The following is a 19535-nucleotide window of genomic DNA, read 5'->3' as shown; positions in this document are numbered from 1 at the left end:
CTTATGACCGTTATCGCCCGTTTTTCCTAATAACGCGCCTATTATGAAGCTCGATCAGTAATTGAACAACTATAATGATCAATAGAAAGATTCCCACGACACCTGTTAAAAATGGATAAATTAGAGGGAAAAATACACTTGGATAACTTTTAGTAATATCCGAATAGTATCCCATACCCATAAGTGATGTACCCGAGAACTCGATAAGCTTCACCCCTAGATGATTGTCACTTCTTTGAGCATAACTCAGCACCTTTTCTTCTATACTGCCATCATGTGAGATCGTGATTATTTTCCATTTTCTCTTTTCCATCGGCTGACTATCATCTGTAAGTCTTTGGACTATATTAATTTCTTTCTCGCCAGTCTTTCGATCCGTAACAGTGAGAATATCTATCCATGAGAAATATCTGCTTCCTCGTTCCCGATTAGACAACCATATTTCATCAGGAGTTGAGATTTTTTGACCATTTAATAAAAACTGAACTTTCACAATATCTCCAGGCGGGACACTCTCCTCTTCATCCCAAAGGGTCAATTCTGCTTTCCTGCCTGTATTTTCTTCTTGGATCTTAATATGCTTATCATCAACCGTTAGTTCTTGAACGTTTAACGTGTTATACCCTTTCTCAGCATGGTTGATCTCATAACGCTGATTGATTTGATCTGAAATCATATACTCACGGATATAGTTGAACAATGGGCTGAGAGAAATCGCTAGCAAGAAAAATGAAATCACCGATAAAAAAATTATTTTTTTCATAATGAATCCTTGTGAGCGATCGTCAGCTTGAAATTTTGTCTTGAGCCACCTTCGAGGCCATTTGGAACCCCATCCTGCATAGGAAAGAAACCAAACTTCTGATAAAATCTTCTAGCAGGTTGACCCTCTGGATGATCCTCACCAAATGTAGTAACGAATATCTCTGCTGGGGTTTCGATACTTTCGATAATATAGTTAAGAAGGGCTGTCGCGACACCCTTATTTCTCTCTATGGCTGAAACAGATAACCAACCAATCTTGTAATTAGGGGCATTGGATGAAGAGAATAACACAGCTCCAAGTAATCTTGAACCTGGCGAACCATTGTTTTCTCGTACACAAAAAGCGCTTTGTCGCCTGATATTTTTTTCTAACGCTAGAGTGAAATTCGGATCATCTACCATCGGCCCAAAAAGGGACTCCACCTCTGCCGCCAGCTCCAGCCATCCTCTTATATCCTCCATAGTAGCTTTTACTACATTCATATATAAGTTCTCCTTTAGTAGTCTTGGTTACACCATTCGATACACTGAGGAATAAAGTTATCATAGCCATTTAAAGCAGTGATTGTATTTATTACTTCACGGGTTCCAAGTTCTCGCTCTGTATCATCCGTACTCTCTATTCCAAGTGACCGTCTGATATTATAAGCTAACCATTCTAGCTTCCCATGAAAACCATAGTTGAGCACATCGGACCAGTTAGCATAAATCTCGCCGCCATGATCGCGGTATGCATTAATAAGCGTGCAGAAAGCATCTTTGCTTACACTTCCCGATTCAAAGCCTGACCAATAAAGTGCTACATCTATTAACTCTTGGGTTGGATGGATAGGTCCTGCTGCTTCCCAGTCAATAATAATGGGTATCTGATGCTCATCCCATAGTACATTTTTTTGATCTAAATCCCGATGGCTGATCACCATATGATTCAATAATTGTTCCGCTGAAGAATCTACAAGTTGTTCCCAATGATTTATTTGGTTCAGGTTATCTAATAGCAAGCTAGACCATTCCAAACCATCCTGTTTTGCTTTTAGTGCATATTCATTCCAACGAACAGTGGATGTATTTACTGCCTCAAGATTTTCATTAGGATGATGATCAAGAAGTGTAGCGAAATCGATCTTATGAATTTTAGCAAGGTTTTCGCTAATCCTTTTACAACACCCTATATTAATACCTCCTGATGGCAATGCCTTACCTTCGACCCATGGAAATAATAAATAGAATTGACCCTCGAATTCATGTATAAAACTATCTTTGGATACGATGGCCGGTACTGCATTTATCCCATTTTGATAAGCCATATTTGCAACCTTTTCAGAAAGAGTATAGTTGTACATAGCAGTATCCCGCTGCATAATTTGAGGATTTAAAGCTTTCACTGCATAGAGCGCTTTGTCCGTTTGTAGACGATACATTCTGTGTAGAAGACCACCTGTTACCTGTTCTGGTTCATTTTTCAAATGACCTAACCCGTATTTTGCACATAGCATTTCGAAATTTAAGTTATAATTCAGATTTCCCATGTTATGTATCCCTTTCCTATCAATCAGAATCCCAACTTCAATAACCAAGCCGACAACTTCTCTTCCCGCTCTTTTAAGTCCCCATTTATGCGATTGTATTTACCAAGCCATTGCTCAGAAGCTATGCTGCCATCCAGCATATACAGGACACGTTCTGCCTGAGCAGCGACTTTCGCATCATGTGTAGCCAGTAGAATCGTTGTACCGGTCTGATTAATATTTATTAATATCTCCATAATTTCACTAGCAGCTTTAGAGTTCAATGCACCTGTTGGCTCATCACCAAATAGAATATCAGGCTCATTGATGATTGACCTGCAGATCGCTGCTCTTTGCAGTTGTCCACCCGACACTTGTGTAATATCACGCTCAGCGAGTGCGGAGATTCCGGTTTTTTTCATTAACTCAGCGGCTCTGTTATTGATGGTTCTACGACTAACGATTTTAGCTCGATAAGCGGATAAGATGATATTGTCCCGAATAGTCAGGTTTTTTAAAAGATGCATCTGCTGAAAAATAAATCCCATTTGATTTAAACGCAGTTCAGCTAATTCACTCTCAGAAAGACCACTGATGTCCTGTCCTTTAAAAACAACACTTCCTGAAGTCATCCGGTCCATACCGCTGATCGTATAGAGCAATGTTGATTTCCCTGAGCCAGAAGGGCCCATTATAGCTACGAATTCTCCCTTTGATACCTGTAGATGAACATCTTTTAATACCGTCTGCGGGGTTCCTTGCCCGGTTACAAAGGTTTTATTTAAACACTTCGTCTCTAATATGAACATACTACCACCTCACCCTCATTCGACAATCAGTTTAGATAAATTGGATTTCTTCATCGATATCGTGCTTACTACGGTTGTGAGTGCTACAATGAGCATGAAAAAAAGAGGGAGAACAAGATAAGCTATTATCGGATTAACTACAAACTGTATTTTGGATGCTCCCATAAAAGATCCGAGTAATTGAGTGAATTTTTGACCGATGGTATTCGCTGCAAAGGTTCCGAGAATGATTCCAAGACCAGAAACCAGTAGCAGCCTTACCTGATATTGCTTTCGAATATCTTCTAACGTAAAGCCAATGCTTCTCAAAATTGCAATTTGCGAGACGTCCTTCGCTAGCAGCATTTTTAGAAATAAAGCTGTAATCAATACTGAAATTGATATCGAGATGGCAATGGATAAGCCAGTGACCAGCTTTAATTGGCGAATCGTATTCCCGAGCGTCTGAGATAAATAGCTTTCTAGATGAGTAACTTTGGCTGGATAAAATAACTTTGCATATTGATCCATTTTCTCCTGAACGGAAACATTCGGATTCACATCTAAAGCTACGATATACCATAGCACGGACTTCGGGTCATAAGGTAATCGGGCTTTTGCAGTTCGACCTCCATTCGTTATATCTTGGAAGATCCCGCTAACCGTCAATTTTTTCGAAGTGCCATCTACCTCCAAAAGAACGCTATCCCCAACCCTTTTGTTCCATTCCTTGGCATTCAGATCAGAAAGGGCAATCTCCTCCCCACTTTCAGGGGTTCCTCCGTTAACATAAGTGAGCGGAAAAATAGAGAAATCTCCTGTTTCAACATTGATATTCTCCCATACGCCATCGCTGCCTAGCACTTTAAATCGAGAAGTAATTAATGGTGAGAATTTAGCTATATCGGAGTCCTTATTTAGCGTCGTTATCAGTTCATTAAATCGCTTCTCTATTTGATCAGATGGCTGCAAATCGATTCTCATGTCACTCTGACCTACACCCATATAAGAAATAAACCGAGGGGACTGAAGGGTATTCAATATATTTACTGGTACAAGAATGATAAACAGACAGATCACAAATACGAAGAATAACAATCCAAACATGGTGAAGCGTCCATAAACATCCTTTAGGCCAAGAAAAAGATTCACATTTATATGCCTGCGCTTACTCAGCACTACTCTACTTTTATTGCCTTTCAACTCACCCACAGTCCCTGACCTTAAAGCGTCTATTACTGTTATACGATTAAACCTTCTAAGAATAACTCTGCAAAAGAACACAATCATCCCGAAGATCAAACCGACCGCTAAGACTGGAACAATAGGCTGAAGGATCGTTTTCGGAGCAGTCCCCAAGTACAATGTGATATTCGCTGTAAACAATCGCACCACACCCAAAGATAATATATATCCTAGCAGTGAAGCGCATGCTGCCATCACCATATATTTTGCCAAATATATCCTTCTAATATCTCGCTGTGAGATCCCAATTGCTTTCATGACGCCAATCTCTCTATAGTCCTCCTCTAAAGTCGCGATCATCGTGAACCTTAAACATAGGACGGCAATAATCATAAGAAGGATACTTACCAAAATAATGACAACTGCAATAATCCCATCTGTCAGCGCATTCAGCGTCTTAAACAAAGGATAGTCTATCATTGGTCCTTTAGCGGGCATATCTGAGGATTGATAGATATTCCGGAACTCGCTAAGTCTACTTAAATCGGTGATTTGAAATTCAATTAAGTACTCAACTTCTCCATGGTTCTTCTTAAGTACATTATAATCCGTGTCATTTACGACAAAGCGCTTAGAGCTAACAATAGCTGGATTCATTTGGATGTCTCGAACAAAATCCGTAACCATAAATTTTTGATCTGACTGTCCATTGGAAAGGGTAACCTGATCACCAATGTTCAGATCATTCTGCTTCATATAATAAATAGGAACTGCGATTTCTCCTTCAGCTACCCTAATCACTTGATTCTCTAAATTCAGCAGCAAATCAAATGATGGGTTCTGCTTAACAAAACCTATATCCATTACGCTGTTCTCTTCCGACTTATTGCTGTTACCCAAGACAATCTTCGAGCCATCTATCCTTAGCATTTCTACTGTCTGTTGATTCTTAACAAGTGGATTTGTAGAGGCAAATTTTTGAATACCTGCGTTATCTATTGGACCAGAATGCATTTGAACAAAATGGGGAGCTTTTGATTTATCCAGCAAATGACTTAAAGAACCGGACAATTCCATAATGACTTGAGAAGCACAAGCAGCAAGCAACGCCGATAACATCATAAAAATAAATAAGACGATCGTTATGATTTTATTTCTTTGAAAATCTTTTTTCACAATTTGTAGCAGCATTGACGATCTCTCCCCTGCGTCTCATTCATCCTCCCTGCCCGGACCTTACTCAAACATTTGCGTTACGTAGGAAAAGCTTCCTTTTTCAGCTCCCAACGTAGTCTCCATAATATAAATAAAGCTCTGAATTTTGAGAATGATCTCTTCCGGCTGCCACTTGAAAATCCCTTCATCCAATAAAAATTGTGAGGCGACCAACAGAAATTCCATCGTTTCTTTAGGATAAGGACAGTGGAACAAGCTCTCCTCGATTCCCTGCTCAATCACCTCTGTCAACACAGGTGTTAGCTTCAAAATAGTTTCAGCCAAGCTTTTCTGATGGATTAGTGCATTCTCAGCTTGATGAAACTGTTCAATCATGTGACCTTTTCTCTCCGAATCAGGTTTCTGTGCCATTATGATTTGTAGTAGCTTTTCATGTACGGAGAGCTTTGAATCAGCAGCAATGATCTTCGCAACGTCTACTCCAGCATCGATGAATCGTGTGACCACTGCTTCCATAACCTCCTCCTTCGACTTGAAATAATAGTAGAACGTGCCCTTGGCAATCCCGATCTCCTGCAAGATGTCGTTCACTGTAGTTCTCGCATAACCTTTCGTAAAAAAAAGCATTTCTGCCTTATCTAATATTTCATTTCTGCGTTCTTCCGCTTCTTTAGAAATTCTCATTTATTCTGAGTCCTCCTTTTATAGACCGACCGTCGGTCTATTCCATTTAAATACATTTAATACATCATGTCAATGATGTTCCAGCAAATTAGACAAAAGAAAAAGGTAACCTCCAAAGGATGAGGTTACCTTAATGTGCAGTCAGCATAATCAGGAGACTTTTTTGCGCTTTAGAATATGATACACATTGCTGAACATACCGGACAGGATGCCAGCAATTGGGAATACAGCCCAGTTAACGTCCCATCGCCCATAGACAAAGCCCGTAAACAGAAAAATCGCCGTCGCCAAAGGCCACAACACAGCCCCAACAACTCCAACAAATCGGTTCTCTTCCTGCTTCTCTGCAGTGATGTTCGGCTCCTCCAGCAATTTCGTATAAGTTCCCTGAATATTCCCGTAATAGATGAATAGAAACACCGCCACAGCCGCAATAAAAAGAAAAGCAGCGACTCCATATGGAGCATAGTCATCGTTGACATAAGAAGTTGCGAAGATAAAGGTCGGCGACAGCACACAAAGACAGACGCCCACAATCAAAGCAAGGCGATAAGTCGGAGCATAAAGGGCTTGACTGCGCTGAAGCGCCGTTTTGAGCGCATAAGGTAGCTGAAAGCCTTGCTCTAGACTTTCGAAGCGCTCGAGTTTCATGCCGCTATGAATGAACATCCCAACGGCCACAGCGACCAGCACGAACATTCCGACCATCCCCAGCATTGAACCTTTATCAGCCATATCAGCATTATTTTCAAACAATGTACTAAGAGTAATCAACAGCGCCACCCCGCATGCGCAGAGAAAAACACCGAGACCGGTCCATAATCCGGAGCTACGTTTGGCAGCCGCATAAGCATAAACCTCTTCTTCACTCAGCATGGGCACAGTCTTCTCCTGTCTGGCTGGATGGATGCCTAGCTCAGCAGTCAGCTCCTCAATATTGCCGAATTCCGAAATAACGATACCGATCGCCTCATTCTCAGACTTACCATCCCGCTTCAGCTCCAGGTACTTATCTTCCATCCCGGACAGCAGCTCCTGCTTCAAACGCTCCAGTTCCGGAGTCTTCGGCAGACCTGCAAACATATTATCCAGATATACTATGATCGTCTCCATGCACTATCACCACTCCTTGATAAATTGGTTTACAACTTCCTGCGTAACCTTCCATTCCTCACATTTTTCTCGGTAATAGGCGAGACCCAGCGGGGTAATCCGGTAATATGTGCGCCGCTTGCCAAGACTCTCATCCAGATAAAAGGATTCAATGTACCCGTTCTTCTCCAGCCGGGTAAAGGCGGAATACAGCGTTGTCTCCTTCATGACATACTTCTCCTGAGTCAGCTGCCTGATATTCTTAGAAATCTCGTACCCGTAGGATTCCCCATCGAGCAGCATGTAGAGGATCATCGTATCATTGTAACCACGTATAACATCACTGCTGATCAAAAATGGTACCCCCTATGATTACTTCATCTGTCGTAGTAGTTGCAGTATACCATAATTACTACGACAGATGAAGTAGTTGCAAAAAAATAGGCAAAAAAATCTAAAAAGCATAAAAAAAGAGAATTGCTCTATGTGAGCAACTCTCCTCAAATCAGCTAGTTTCTTGAATTTTCAAAAATCTGATCAATCTTCTCTTTCGCACCTTCCCAGGAGGTCAATAATGGAAATCCATATTGTTCACGGGCTCTCAAATTCCATGGATGCGGAATACAGAGTACTTTCCTTCCGTCCTGCAATGCAGGAACCAAGTTGTGAACCCCGTCATCGATCAGAAGATCATAATTAATAAGATTCTTTCGTTTGCATGGGAAGAAATTTTCGATGGGAATAAACGGCATATGCTTCTGCAGCCAGTTCCATTTTTCAACAACTGCATTGGGCTGGGCCGCCGTAACAATAATAACATCATAAGCATTGTGCAGTTTCTCCATTTCACCTACAACATGCTCGTCGAATAATTCAAGCTCCTCATATAAACCAGGCCGCCCATAGAATACATCTTGTGTACAATCTGGATGACGTAAATGATCCGTATTCCAATCAAGCATCTCCTCGTACTTCAGTACATGAGTGGGGAAATCATTGTTGTTATGGTATATAGCTCGTTTGACTAGATGGCATATCGTGTCATCCATATCAACTGCAATTATAGGCTTTCTCATCTGTGTCCCCCATATGTTTTTTTATATTACTATTTAAGTATACACAATATAATTACTGTTTTCGTCTTGAGTTAGTTAAATTTCAATTTAATGTTTTTTAAACGCCTCTACGCATCTTTGACAGATACAGGCTTTACCACTCAGTTCCAAAGGTACCCTTTCTAGTAGTTCTGCAGAAATTTCCGTATGAAAACACCAACAATCACCACTATTAGCACCACAATGATTTAATTCTTTACATAAAGGACAATACCGTTGTTCAACTTGTTTATTTTTTATTTCCAAAGCTTCTACTCCCCCATACGATTAAACATTTCTCTTCTATTTAGTTACCAAGCATAGGATTATTCAATAAAGCATGCACAGCACTTTCCCAACATGCAATAAAGTCATTCACATTTTTTCCAATCATTTCATTCCTTCTATAGATCTTTGCAATACCTCTATACTTTCCTGAAGAAATGCCTTATTGTTCTCAATTCCTCTGGTTTTACACCAAACTACCGCACTAAAAGCATCATAAAAATTATAAAACGGTATAATATTTTCGAGATCAGGTAAAGGATGAATCGATTCGTAGCCTTGCACATAAGGGAGCCGTGTTAGCGGGTTTACTTCCCAGACGTATCGGTTTATTTTTGTAAAATCAATTTCGGAGGAACCACCACGAGCGCTCTCGTAATCAATTACACCAACGACTTCATTATCTTTTATTAATATATTGCCTGGTCGAAAATCCATATGAACAACACAAGGCCCATCAGGTTCAGGTAACACCGAATATACGCTATCAAAGTGAGTAATACATTTCTCAAATAAATCAGGATGAAGGAGTTCCTTACAAGGTTCTTTCCACTTTTCAAAATTATTTTTCAGGTATAATCTCCAGCTATTGTTCTCTACCATCTGAAAACCATCGGATCCATAACATCCATACGCTGGCATGGTAACTTCATGAAGCATGGCATGATAATTACCGATTTGAAACGCCAGACTCTGATCAATGTTACTCGTACAAGGCACCCCATCTATAGCGGAGAGAAGCAATGCACCGACACTTCTATTATCTCCGTCCCAGAAATCCAATACTTTTGGAACAGGTATAACACCCTTTAGTCTTTCAAGCATCTCATTTTCGCGAACCAGTTTATCCCTGTTGTATGGAATTTTCACGTATACGTTGTCTAGATTATTAAGAGTAAGTTTATACACTTCAGAACTAAACGACTCTGGAACAGACTCTATATTCAAAACACTCAGCTTAAAAATTTCAATTAATTTATGTATGGATTTCATACGACTACCTCCAATCTCAAGGGAAAGGTGCTCTGTTCACGGTTGTGAACTCCCTATTCTTGCATTAAGATAGAGAACATTAGGAGTTTCTAAGGAACTCAACCGGGAGATTTGAACAGATGAAATTTAAGAATCACAGCTTTTCAGGTATCATTCATAGTGATCTGCTTGCTACCCAAGAGCTTCTATATAACCCGTGCAATCTTGATTGCTCTGACCTCATTCATGAACCACATAATGCTGATTATGGGGCGTATATATTTAATATAAACGCGCAATCCATTAGATTCCGTGTTGCAAAAATCACACCTACAAAGATCGGGCAGTTTGTCACGTTATGGGAGAGAATTGGAGATGGCCCCATCCAACCCTATGATATATCAGATCCTGCTGATCTCTTCGTTATAAGTACGCGCAATGAAAATCACTTTGGTCAATTTGTATTTCCAAAAGCTGTGTTAGGTAAACAAGATATATTATCCAATAAAGGTGAGGGTGGCAAAAGAGCACTACGAGTGTACCCGCCATGGGATAATCCCACGAGTCGTCAAGCTCAAAAAACACAAAAATGGCAGTTGGAATATTTCTTAGAGATACCGGTAATTAAGCCAGCAGACGTTCTTCGTGCGCAAACACTTTACGGTTTTCCAGTAAATCGAACAGTCTGACCTATGTCCTCCACATGTTTTATATCCGCCCATAAAATAAAATAATTGTACAAAGAATCTCCTATTTTCACCGCTTCTGGATATTTCAAAATAATAGCAGCCTGTTGATTCCATTCCTCTTCCTGATCAGCAGAAGGCACAATTAATCGTGCTTTCTCTTCCGCTTTTACCCCCTCTAGTGTCAGTTCAATGATTTGTGGATCAGAGCCATAAGGCTTCAGTTGATGAAATGCATCCTTGTTTGCTACTTCATCGATGGATAACCCCTCTCCAGAAATAGCGGATAATTGAAAAAATCCGTCGTTCCCCTGATACCTCTCAGCATATTCTGGATTTAGTTCCCACTCGGAGGGATACTTCAAAGTGACCTTATACTCTTTTGAAGTATATGTTGACAACCCCGATGGCTTAACCAGCATTCCGATTCCAGTACTTACTAATGCAATAGCCGCAATAATCAGGACCCCTAACCACCATCTTTTATACGTTGACGTCTTCACATTATCCCCCTAAATCAATATTTAGTTGACATGCACAGCATCAGGAAATAAGATATAAGCAAACATATGAGCAATCATTCATATGTATTGGTGAGGAGGAAATTACAATGAGTAATCTAAAAAATATCCTATCCCTAATTCTTTTCTCCATATTCCTTATTTCTTACCTTTTGAAGCTCCTTATACTTTACAAAAAGAACCACATTAAAGGAAACGTATTAGCTAAAGGAAATAAACGATCTATGATCCATTATACCGAGCTGTTCGTTAAGACTACTACTTTTGTGTGGGGAGCAGCGTGGTTTACGTTTTCCTTAGCGGAGTCATACATAGTTACACTAGTAGGAGAACATTTTAATCATCCGGCGATTCACTTTATCGGTGTTGGTGTAGTAGCCCTCGGATGTTCCATTTTCATACAAGCAATGATTGCCATGCGTACTTCGTGGAGAGTTGGGATTGATAAGTCTACTGTAACAAAACTCATCACGCACGGTATATATAAATTTAGTAGAAACGCCGCATTTGTCGGTTTTGATCTCATGTTTCTTGGATTGTATCTTATGTATCCAAATTCATTAACACTAATTATATTCTTTCTTAACATTGTAGCCATTCATTTACTTATTCTTCAGGAAGAGCAGCATTTAAAATCTGTATTCGGAGATGAATATATTCAATATTGTAATAATACACCTAGATATATTTTATTTTGAAATCTTGCCTACTGTAAATCCTATGCTTTCAAGCACGCCACAATTTACATTTTTTACAATATCCGAAAACATTCTCTTAATGTAATTACTATAGTATGAGGTTGTAAACATACATTAGGAGGGAAATTATGAAATCACCGAAAAAGTACGGCGTTAAGACGGCAATTGTAGCGACTGCAGCAACTGCTCTCTTCGTTTCCAACGTAGTCACTACACAAGCACCAAATCAGGCCAATGCAGCTTCATCAAACACAAGAAATGTGATTCTGTTTGTCGGTGACGGAATGGGTACTGCCCAGCGCAATGCCATCCGCCTAGCTACAGTAGGTGAAAAAGGAAATCTAGCGATGGATTCTATGCCATATGCTGGACTAATTCATACAAGCTCCACTGTCCCTGTTACAGATTCAGCTGCTTCAGCCACAGCCTATGCCAGCGGAGTCAAGACTTATAACGGTGCCATTGGGATGAATGCAGATAAAAAGTCCGTACAAACCATTATGGAATATGCAAAATCAGCAGGGAAATCTACAGGCGTTGTAACTACCAGCCAAATTACTGATGCTACAGGCGCTGCCTTCGGTGCTCATGTTGAAGATCGCTCCAAACAAAGTGATATCGCTCTGCAGCTTCTGACCAAGAGCAAAGTTGACGTTCTTCTCGGTGGAGGCGAAGACTTCTGGTATCCTGCTGGGAATCCAGGTAAGTTCGCAGATGAGCCAGCTGAAGATCCTTCAGAGAAGAGCAAAGGAACACAAGGGAACCTTGTAGACAAAGCTAAACAGCTTGGATACTCCTACGTAACGAACAAAACCGATATGCAAAAGGCGAAAAGCGGCAAACTTCTCGGGTTATTTGCAAATGAGGAAATGTTCCAGCAAAAGCCAGAGGGTGAAGGAGATATCTACAACCCGGTTGTATCCCTCCCTGAAATGACGAAAAAAGCGATAGACACACTTGCAGCAAATAAAAAAGGATTTTTCCTGATGGTTGAAGAAGAGGGTACTGACGAATTTGCACACCAAAACAATGCCAAGATGACGATTAAAGCGGGACAAGAGTTAGATAAGTCCGTACAGATTGCCAAAGATTTCGCTAAAAAGAATCCGGATACCCTTGTCCTAGTTCTCGCCGACCATGAAACAGGTGGATTCTCTATTGAAGCCGTAGACGCTGAAGATGAATCAGGTGACGGCATTTCCAAAGAAGATGGTCCGTTTGCCATCGCTAACTCCAAACAGAATTTCGTTGTAGACTGGACGACTTCAGGTCATACAGCAGTGGATATTCCAATTACGGCCATGGGCAAAAACGCTCAGTTGTTTACAGGAGTATACGAAAATACCGAAGTATTCACTAAGGTTGCGCAAGCCATGGGTATTAAAGTGAAATAAAAAGATCGAACAACATAAAAGACTAGCCAGACTTTCTGGTTAGTCTTTTTGATTGATGAATCGCAATCCCGGGTTCTCCCTTATACACTATGATGATCTCCATACCTACTTAGCATCTGTTCGAATAACAAACGTGATTTCCTTAGTCTGGTCTAGCCACTCGCCTGTCAGTCGAAATCCCCGTATAGTTGCCCCTGATTCATAATCCTTACTATCTGAACTAAGAAAAGCCGCCATATTCGAATCGAGCTTAAAAGTAGCTGTCTTATCCGCCAATTCAACATTTACCGGCTCTGCTGTTTCTTTTTTATACTTTAAAGTACCATTATCTTTCAAAATATAATCTGTCAACTTGTAGCTGTCCGGGGCTGTATTGCTAAATTCGATTTCTATGATTTCTCCAAGCTTCACATAGGGAATTGAAACATCCGGTTCAGTCATAAGGCTTTGGAAAGATACATTAACTTCTTCTGAATTAGTGTTCCTTTCAAGTGGCTTTAAGACAGATTGAATGACTCTCCCCTTGGTTGTAACCGTTACTTCCTTAATTACAGAATCACTTGCCTGTTCTTGATCGCAGGCTGAAAAAATAAACAGGAGTACAAGACCAAGGGTTAATAAGTATACTTTTCTCAAGGAAAACCCCCTTCTTCATTTCAGTTACAATGATGATCGACAGCGAGATACGGATCAATGCATATCCAAGGCGTCCAGTTTATGGGAAAGCTCATGGATTAACTCTAGCTCATGTAATACCATACTTCGGGTATAAAAATATAGCTCTTCAGAGTAATCCAAATCTTCACCGTTCCCAACCACTAGGGATAACTGTTGTAAATGTTCCAGCTTCTCTTTCATGTAAGTCTCTCTGTAATCAAGTAATCTTTGGCGGGACTCCTGATCCAGTAGCTCATAATAAGCAAGACGAATAGACCATTCATTATCAATACGAATAGTCTCCAGTGAAAATTCGTTCAAGCAGATATGAAACCGCTCCTCACCCTCGGCTGTGATGGAATACACATACCGTTTAGGCCGGTTTTCCTGCATTTCCGTTTTTTTAATCACCCAACCTCGCTTTTCAAACAATTTCAGCTTCGGATACAGCGAATTATTATTAACGATTTTATCGTTACTCATTACGAAAATGATATTTTTTTTAATCTCATAACCATGTTTTGACCCTTTCATTAGTTGAGCCAGAATCAAGACTTCAATATCCATATTCATCCTCCGAACTACCGGACTTCATTTCCGGTCATTTTCTTATCTTACCTCAAGGACTGCATTTGTGCCAAATACTTCGTGATTTTATGCACATACTTTTATCGTTACGTTCGATAGTATAGGTTAAAATAACCTAGTTATTTTTAACCTATATATAGAGAGGAAGTTATAGCATGGAATTCGCACATTTGTTCAGCAAAGGTACGATAGGAAATATGGAGCTTAAGAACCGGGTCATTTTGCCTGCCATGGGAACAAAAATGAATGCTCCGGGTGGGTATGTCAGCGAGCGCTTGATTGATTACCATGTAGCACGCGCAAAAGGAGGTAACGGCTTAAATACAGTTGAAGTAACAACCGTTCACCCAACGGCTGCTTCTGAGGATGCTCCAGCCATATTTGATGATAAATTCATTCCTGGTATGACCCAATTGGCTCATGCTATTCGTGATGCAGGCGGCAAAAGCTGTCTTCAGTTATGGCATGGAGGGAAAGTAACTCCCAACCTGATTCAAGTCTCCTCCTCCCCTGTCCCTTTCGAGGGTGTAACACATATCCCCCGAGAGCTGGAGAATCACGAAGTTAGTGAGATGGTTCAAGCTTACGCAGATGCTGCTTCACGTGCGAAAAAAGCTGGATTTGACAGTGTAGAATTCCATGCTGGTCATGGTTATTTGCCACAACAATTTCTAAGCCCAGCGATGAACTTCCGTCAGGATGAGTACGGCGGTTCCTGGGAGAATCGTTGTCGCTTTCCGCTCGCTTGTATCCGTGCCATTCGAGAAGCCGTTGGACCTAGGTTCCCTATCTTGATGAGAATCTCTGCTATCGAAGATCTTCCCGGCGGACTTACACTGGAAGATATGAAGCTCTTCTCGAAGCTCGCTGAGGATGCTGGTATTGATGCGATTAATGTATCGCGCGGCGTTCCAGCAGGCGCAGCTATTAAATATGAAGTACCACCTATCGATTTACCTGTGGGCTTCAATGTAGATAACGCAGCACAAATTAAATCCGTGGTTAACATTCCAGTTATAGCTGTAGGTCGTATTAATGATCCAGCTATTGCTAATCGAATTATTGCCGAAGGACTGGCTGATTTCGTAGCTATTGGCCGCGCTCAATTGGCAGATCCTGAATTCTGTAACAAAGCATTAGCTGGACGCGCGGACACCATTGTTAAATGTGTGGGTTGTGATCAAGGCTGCTTCGATGGATTCGTAAATCCGAAGGTGCCTTTCATCAGCTGTGTATTTAATCCTGCTACCGGAAGAGAAAGTGAATATGAATTACAACGAGCGAGCACACCAAAAAAAGTACTTATAGCCGGTGGTGGGCCAGCCGGATTAGAAGCAGCAATCACACTGAAACGTCGTGGGCATTCTCCAATTTTATGCGAAAAAAATGACATTCTAGGCGGACAGCTTTATATCGCTGGTGCCGCACCGCGTAAAGAAGAAATGACCGCGGCTGCTCTGAATATGGGAGAGACCGCTAAACGTGAAGGTGTAGAAATCCGAATGAATACGGAGGTTACTCCAGAGCTTATTCAAGAAATTAGTCCGGATGAAGTCATTCTTGCAATCGGATCAGCCCCGATTATTCCTCCAGTAGAAGGTGTTCTGAGTAGTCATGTTGTAAATTCACATGATGTATTATGGGGAACAGCTCACCCTGAAGGTCGAGTTGTTATTATTGGAGGGGGTTTGGTCGGTCTCGAGGTCGCTGAGCTCCTGGTCGAACGCGGAAATCAAATCACTGTTGTAGAAATGCAAGCCGATGTAGCAAATGATCTGGGTATCCTTCGTAAAATCTGTGTAATGGAAAGCTTATATGGCCACGGTGTTAGATTAATGACCAACAGCAAGTGCATGACGATCCAAAAGAATAGCGTGATGGTTGAAAAAGATGGGGAGCTTCTCAGCCTGCCAGCCGATTATGTAGTAATCGCAGTAGGATCACGCGCCCTAAACAAACAACCCCTTCAGAACTTCTTGGAGGAAAGCTCCATTCCTTATCATGTAATTGGGGATGCAGTACAAGCTCGCAGAGCGCTTAATGCTATTTGGGAGGGTGCAGAATTAGCTAGACGAATTTAGTTCATATAGTCAATTAGATTTATGAATAAACCCGGCAGGTCGCACCTGCCGGGTTGCGTTCTTATCAGAACTATCTGAAAAATCAACTTTCAGGGGCTAATAAGTGCGTTAGTGCCTGCACTTGTTCCATATGTATTCGTCTTCTATAAAGCACCTTAACTCGCCCTCATTCATGAACTTGATCTTCACCCCTGAACGATATTTTCATTCTCATGTCAATGTAGAAGACACGCTAAAATTGAGTATCGGCAGCCCGATAAAAGCAGCATATCTTTCAACAGCTTTAAACACAGCTTCTTCAGCATTTCCAAGTTCTCTAAATGGATGAATGACTATCTCAATTCCTTTTTTCTTAATCGAACGTTTCCATGTACCTATAACTTGGCCACCAACAACAATCATAGGCAGGAAAACACCGTTGTTGCCAGGAACAATTAAAGGAGCCGTCTCAGGTTCAAGTACAGCACTCCGGTCTTTATAACCAAGAATGTACTCATCGAAACCTGGAAGTAAATAGATACCTGACTCTTCATCCGCTGAAACTACTCGATGGTTAGACATCCAATGCTCATTGCCATTTATATCTGTCGATTGAAGTTCTTTTTTCACAGATTCTAGCCCTCGTCTGGCATCTGTAAGGGTTATGCCTGCCCACCAAGCGAAGTCCTGAACGGTCGCTAATCCACGGGCTGTAAAATACCGCAAGGCGAGTTCTTGCAACGATTGTTCGTAAGATAGCTCTCGGCAATCTGGCACCCATTCCTCTAACAATACAATCGTTTGCTGTTTACCATTCATCGGACCAAAACAAATCAGTCCTTGATAGGCACTATTCCAGAGCATGTGATAACCGCGTTGATTCCCCGTGTAGATGCCTTCCTCTTCTATTAGCTGAAGTAGGACCGAACGATCCATTTGCTTCCCGCCCTTTAGAGCATCCACAATAATTTTTCTACAGCGCTCCAGTGTCTGATCATCAAGTCCAAGCTCAGCCATTCGCCGCTTCGTTTGTGATGCTAAACGCGGTGCAGAGAGCTGTAGCATCCATTTTACATCTTCTGCTGGGACGAAATGAAGCGTACCTCGCAGCGTCCAAGTAAGAATAATCTTGCGGTCAGCGATTGCACGCTCTATATCAGCTAATTTCGTAGCAGGAGAACGTAGTCCGATGGCCCAAACCGCCTGCATATAGTCTTGCGCTTGCATAGCCCCCATTTTTTTCACGACCTGCTCTGGTGTGTGATGTAAAGAGCCTGCAATCATTTGATTATACAATCTACTATTTGCAATAAGATTATTCGTCACACTACTCCCCCTTTTCAGAAATGAATCCTCAAATTATATACTTCCAGTTATTTAACAAAATGGTTAAGTTCTTGCTCATGTCTATGTCGATATTACTATTGATTCTATTGAAATACGAGATTAAATTAGAATATGAACTCCATTCCATTGCATAATGTGCAATAGAAAGTCATATACAGACCTCAAAAAAAGGTTTCTGTTGCACTTCGTACATTAGAATTTGCTGAAAACCTTCAAAAAAGAGTTTTAACCTATATTTAATTGTAAAAAATGCAACAGAATTCAGATCCCCTTTCTTTTGGATCCATTCTGTTGCACGAAATACAACGTTAGGGATAAACTACCCTTTTAAATTACAGACTGAAGGTATTTTCTTAAACAGAGCCCTTCTTTTTAAAAGAAAAACGCTGCTTCTTCCGCTTGCTTCACTTGCTGCATCGCATTCGTGGTGTTCACCAATTCATTAGCTAGTCGATTCAGTCTAAAAATAATATCATCATCCACAATTACTTTCCGGTCATATTGTTTCTCTTCAATAAAAACATACTTAGGAACCACCACCGCTCTCATATAAGAGAGGATCGGTTTCAGTTGTTGTTCTGCCACTAAGTAATGTTTTGAAGAACCTGCAGTTACTACAATACCGATAACTTTATCCTTAAACCCATTAACCGGGAGTAAATCAAATAGATTCTTAAGTGTTCCTGGAATCGAAGCTTGAAAAACTGGGGTGCCAATGATATACGCGTCGGCGGCCATGATTTTCTCCAGAACAACTTTGGTATCACCTGTATAATCCATGTAGCTGCGTCCATCACTAAATTCCAGCTTATAATCTCCTAGATCAATTAGTTCTACGTCGAAATCCGGATGCTTTTCTGTGATGTTGTTAAGTGCTTGCTGTACAGCAATTCTAGTCTTCGATCCAACAATGGATCCTGAAATCCCAATGATCTTCATACTATCCCTTCTTTCTTATTTCTTAGCTGTAGCACGTCTTACGGCTGGTGCTACTTCAGATGCGAACAGGTCAATCATTTGTTCCACTTGAGCATAAGGTAACCCACCGACATCAATCTGAGCTAGAAAACGATTATGGCCATACATCTCATGTTGATAGAGGATCTTCTCCACAATTTGTTGCGGGCTTCCCACGAGCAGTGCATTTCTCACACTCATCGCTTCCGCAAATTGTTCTTTCGGATAGTAAGACCCACGAAGCTCTTTCATCAAGTGATTGATATATGGATAATAATCGCGGAATGCTTTTTGTGAGTCCGGATCAATATACATTAAAGAAGTTGTGCTGATGGGAAGGTCTGCTGGATTAAACCCTGACTCTGCAGCAACCATACGATACGCGTCTACAGAACCTTTAAAGGCAGATGATGGTCCACCAAGGGTGGTCAGCATCATCGGGATCCCCATTCTTCCCGCCTTAATTGCACTTGCTGGAGGTCCCCCAACCGCTCGCCAAATTGGCAGCTTTCCATTTAAGGGCTTAGGGAAGATTTCCATATCATTTAATGCAGGGCGGAATTTCCCTTCCCACGTTATGCGATCGGACTCATTTATTTTCATGAGCAATTCAATTTTCTCTTCGAACAATTCTTCATAATCTCTTACGTCATAACCAAAAAGTTCATAGGCCCCGAGACGCGATCCACGTCCAGCAACAATCTCTGCTCTACCGCCTGATAACAAATCCAATGTTGCAAAGTCCTCATATACACGTACAGGATCTGCTGTACTTAGTACAGTTGCTGAACTGACAAGCTTTATACGTTCGGTTGCATTTGCAATGGCTCCAAGGACAACCGAGGCAGCTGAGGTAATGAATTTCGGTTGATGACTCTCGCCTACCCCAAATACATCTAATCCAGCATCCTCAGCTAATTTGGCAGCAGCTACGATCTCTTGAATCCGTTGTCGTTCACTAATTGCTTTTCCTGTTAAGGCATCTGTGGTGTGATCACCTAACGTGTATAAACCTAGCTCCAACCCTTTTTTCTCATCGATTCTATATTGTTCCATCATGATTATGTCCTCTTTTCAT

General features: G+C 41.1%; 21 protein-coding genes. 4 read left to right on the top strand and 17 right to left on the bottom strand.

Annotated elements, in window-relative coordinates; genetic code table 11:
• Positions 1 to 10 precede the first annotated feature (10 nt).
• The 11 genes from ACQKMP_RS11910 to ACQKMP_RS11860 all read right to left on the bottom strand — a co-directional run bounded on the left by ACQKMP_RS11910 (position 11) and on the right by ACQKMP_RS11860 (position 9570).
• Positions 11 to 763 (bottom strand): hypothetical protein, encoded by a 753-nt coding sequence (locus tag ACQKMP_RS11910; RefSeq protein ID WP_427469424.1) that lies wholly within the window; start codon positions 761 to 763, stop codon positions 11 to 13.
• A complete protein-coding gene (locus tag ACQKMP_RS11905; protein ID WP_379423665.1) occupies positions 760 to 1248 on the bottom strand; it encodes a GNAT family N-acetyltransferase in 489 nt (162 codons plus the stop codon). The genes ACQKMP_RS11910 and ACQKMP_RS11905 overlap by 4 nt, the downstream gene beginning before the upstream one ends.
• 14 nt (positions 1249 to 1262) lie before the next feature.
• Positions 1263 to 2294, bottom strand: coding sequence for an aminoglycoside phosphotransferase family protein (locus ACQKMP_RS11900; protein ID WP_427469423.1), 1032 nt, complete (start codon positions 2292 to 2294; stop codon positions 1263 to 1265).
• A gap of 23 nt (positions 2295 to 2317) precedes the next feature.
• Complete coding sequence (locus ACQKMP_RS11895; RefSeq protein ID WP_427469422.1) at positions 2318 to 3082, bottom strand: ABC transporter ATP-binding protein; 765 nt, start codon at positions 3080 to 3082, stop codon at positions 2318 to 2320.
• 15 nt (positions 3083 to 3097) lie between these two features.
• Positions 3098 to 5437 carry an FtsX-like permease family protein gene (locus tag ACQKMP_RS11890; RefSeq protein ID WP_427469421.1) on the bottom strand — a complete coding sequence of 780 codons (2340 nt, stop codon included), beginning with the start codon at positions 5435 to 5437 and terminating at the stop codon, positions 3098 to 3100.
• Positions 5438 to 5482: 45 nt separating this feature from the next.
• Entirely contained in the window at positions 5483 to 6106 is a 624-nt protein-coding gene (locus ACQKMP_RS11885) for a TetR/AcrR family transcriptional regulator (RefSeq protein ID WP_339242482.1), read from the bottom strand.
• A gap of 150 nt (positions 6107 to 6256) precedes the next feature.
• A complete protein-coding gene (locus ACQKMP_RS11880) occupies positions 6257 to 7219 on the bottom strand; it encodes a permease prefix domain 1-containing protein (RefSeq protein ID WP_427469420.1) in 963 nt (320 codons plus the stop codon).
• Positions 7220 to 7225: 6 nt separating this feature from the next.
• Positions 7226 to 7552 (bottom strand): PadR family transcriptional regulator, encoded by a 327-nt coding sequence (locus ACQKMP_RS11875; protein ID WP_042189881.1) that lies wholly within the window; start codon positions 7550 to 7552, stop codon positions 7226 to 7228.
• A 155-nt stretch (positions 7553 to 7707) separates the two neighbouring features.
• Complete coding sequence (locus ACQKMP_RS11870) at positions 7708 to 8274, bottom strand: 5' nucleotidase, NT5C type (protein WP_339242486.1); 567 nt, start codon at positions 8272 to 8274, stop codon at positions 7708 to 7710.
• Positions 8275 to 8361: 87 nt separating this feature from the next.
• The gene (locus tag ACQKMP_RS11865; RefSeq protein WP_427469419.1) at positions 8362 to 8559 is read right to left on the bottom strand and encodes a cysteine-rich CWC family protein; all 198 of its coding nucleotides are present in this window, start codon (positions 8557 to 8559) and stop codon (positions 8362 to 8364) included.
• A 123-nt stretch (positions 8560 to 8682) separates the two neighbouring features.
• Positions 8683 to 9570, bottom strand: a complete 888-nt coding sequence (locus ACQKMP_RS11860; RefSeq protein ID WP_427469418.1) for a phosphotransferase — start codon at positions 9568 to 9570, stop codon at positions 8683 to 8685.
• 119 nt (positions 9571 to 9689) lie between these two features.
• Between ACQKMP_RS11860 and ACQKMP_RS11855 the strand changes: the two genes are divergently transcribed.
• Positions 9690 to 10238, top strand: a complete 549-nt coding sequence (locus ACQKMP_RS11855; RefSeq protein ID WP_341124607.1) for a MepB family protein — start codon at positions 9690 to 9692, stop codon at positions 10236 to 10238.
• Here the strand turns inward: ACQKMP_RS11855 and ACQKMP_RS11850 are convergent.
• The gene (locus ACQKMP_RS11850) at positions 10208 to 10738 is read right to left on the bottom strand and encodes a peptidase M56 (RefSeq protein WP_427469417.1); all 531 of its coding nucleotides are present in this window, start codon (positions 10736 to 10738) and stop codon (positions 10208 to 10210) included. The genes ACQKMP_RS11855 and ACQKMP_RS11850 overlap by 31 nt on opposite strands.
• Positions 10739 to 10845: 107 nt before the next feature.
• Between ACQKMP_RS11850 and ACQKMP_RS11845 the strand changes: the two genes are divergently transcribed.
• Together ACQKMP_RS11845 and ACQKMP_RS11840 are read left to right on the top strand one after the other, a co-directional pair.
• Positions 10846 to 11454 carry an isoprenylcysteine carboxylmethyltransferase family protein gene (locus ACQKMP_RS11845; RefSeq protein WP_339797232.1) on the top strand — a complete coding sequence of 203 codons (609 nt, stop codon included), beginning with the start codon at positions 10846 to 10848 and terminating at the stop codon, positions 11452 to 11454.
• A 128-nt stretch (positions 11455 to 11582) separates the two neighbouring features.
• Positions 11583 to 12848: an alkaline phosphatase gene (locus ACQKMP_RS11840; protein WP_076286586.1), complete on the top strand. Its 1266-nt coding sequence runs from the start codon at positions 11583 to 11585 to the stop codon at positions 12846 to 12848.
• A gap of 105 nt (positions 12849 to 12953) precedes the next feature.
• On the opposite strand, the gene ACQKMP_RS11835 is transcribed toward ACQKMP_RS11840, so the two are convergent.
• Positions 12954 to 13484 carry a hypothetical protein gene (locus ACQKMP_RS11835; protein WP_427469416.1) on the bottom strand — a complete coding sequence of 177 codons (531 nt, stop codon included), beginning with the start codon at positions 13482 to 13484 and terminating at the stop codon, positions 12954 to 12956.
• 54 nt (positions 13485 to 13538) lie between these two features.
• Positions 13539 to 14072, bottom strand: coding sequence for a PadR family transcriptional regulator (locus ACQKMP_RS11830; protein ID WP_427469415.1), 534 nt, complete (start codon positions 14070 to 14072; stop codon positions 13539 to 13541).
• Positions 14073 to 14248: 176 nt separating this feature from the next.
• Between ACQKMP_RS11830 and ACQKMP_RS11825 the strand changes: the two genes are divergently transcribed.
• Entirely contained in the window at positions 14249 to 16174 is a 1926-nt protein-coding gene (locus ACQKMP_RS11825; RefSeq protein ID WP_427469414.1) for an FAD-dependent oxidoreductase, read from the top strand.
• Positions 16175 to 16384: 210 nt separating this feature from the next.
• On the opposite strand, the gene ACQKMP_RS11820 is transcribed toward ACQKMP_RS11825, so the two are convergent.
• The 3 genes from ACQKMP_RS11820 to ACQKMP_RS11810 all read right to left on the bottom strand — a co-directional run bounded on the left by ACQKMP_RS11820 (position 16385) and on the right by ACQKMP_RS11810 (position 19516).
• Positions 16385 to 17479 (bottom strand): winged helix DNA-binding domain-containing protein, encoded by a 1095-nt coding sequence (locus ACQKMP_RS11820; RefSeq protein WP_379423651.1) that lies wholly within the window; start codon positions 17477 to 17479, stop codon positions 16385 to 16387.
• 393 nt (positions 17480 to 17872) lie between these two features.
• Positions 17873 to 18439 (bottom strand): NADPH-dependent FMN reductase, encoded by a 567-nt coding sequence (locus ACQKMP_RS11815; RefSeq protein ID WP_042189896.1) that lies wholly within the window; start codon positions 18437 to 18439, stop codon positions 17873 to 17875.
• A gap of 15 nt (positions 18440 to 18454) precedes the next feature.
• The gene (locus ACQKMP_RS11810; protein ID WP_197071232.1) at positions 18455 to 19516 is read right to left on the bottom strand and encodes an LLM class flavin-dependent oxidoreductase; all 1062 of its coding nucleotides are present in this window, start codon (positions 19514 to 19516) and stop codon (positions 18455 to 18457) included.
• Positions 19517 to 19535 lie beyond the last annotated feature (19 nt).

The sequence above is a fragment of the Paenibacillus sp. NPDC101420 genome (genome assembly GCF_050277435.1).
Classification (GTDB): Bacteria; Bacillota; Bacilli; order Paenibacillales; family Paenibacillaceae; genus Paenibacillus_AQ.
Note: the sequence above shows the minus strand (reverse complement) of the source record. Positions and strands in the feature narration are given on the sequence as shown.